Annotated in this window: 1 protein-coding gene; it reads left to right on the top strand. The window is 46.0% G+C overall.

Annotated features, from left to right (window positions below; translation table 11 throughout):
• Positions 1-948, top strand: a 948-nt coding sequence (locus V7723_RS19710; RefSeq protein WP_335686213.1) for an LLM class flavin-dependent oxidoreductase, incomplete at its 3' end; no start/stop codon positions are given.

Genomic DNA, 948 nt, shown 5'->3' with positions numbered 1-948 from the left:
CTGCAATCCCTCGGCGCCAAACCCGATATGTGTATTGGCATTTTTATGGATCGTTCCATTGAAATGATGGTTGGTTTATTGGCCATATTAAAATCCGGAGCAGCCTACGTGCCATTGGATCCTGCCTATCCTCGGGATCGTGTAGGGTTGATGATTGAGGACGCCAACTTACAGATTTTATTGGTTCATTCTAAACTCGAGAGAGAACTACCACAGCATTCTGCTCGCATTGTTCGAGTGGATGAAGAACTGAATAAGACTTCCTTAGAACAGTTGGCGGGGCGTCCAGTAGAGGCCGCTACTTCTGACAATCTTGCCTATGTCATCTATACCTCAGGTTCAACCGGCAAACCAAAAGGGGTAATGATAGAGCACAAAAATGCAGTCAACTTTTTTAGTGCGATGGATGATGTTCTTGAATTTGATGGTGTTCCCGGAGTATGGCTAGCGGTAACAAGTATCTCTTTTGATATTTCGGTACTTGAAATTTTCTGGACGCTTTCCAGAGGTTTTAAGGTGGTATTGCAGGAAGAAGAAGCTAGGACTCTGGCGCAGCCATCTGTTTCCCAGGTCGATCGAAAAATGGATGTAGGGTTATTTTATTTCTCCAGTGATGCTGGGCCCTCTGAAACCCCCAATCGTTATAGACTACTGATGGAAGGGGCAAAATTTGCCGACAGCCACGGTTTTTCGAGTGTATGGACACCAGAGCGTCATTTCCACTTGTTTGGTGGTTTATACCCAAACCCGTCGGTAACCAGTGCAGCGGTAGCGGCAGTAACATCCAATATAGCCATCCGGGCTGGCAGTATTGTTTTACCGTTGCATAATCCTGTGCGCGTGGTTGAAGAATGGTCTGTTGTTGATAACCTGTCGGGTGGCCGCGTTGGATTTTCTTTTGCATCAGGTTGGCATGCCAATGATTTTTCATTGCTGCCGGAAAATTAT

The sequence above is a fragment of the Sneathiella sp. genome (assembly GCF_036960985.1).
In the GTDB taxonomy this organism is placed as follows: Bacteria; Pseudomonadota; Alphaproteobacteria; order Sneathiellales; family Sneathiellaceae; genus Sneathiella.
Note: the sequence above shows the minus strand (reverse complement) of the source record. Positions and strands in the feature narration are given on the sequence as shown.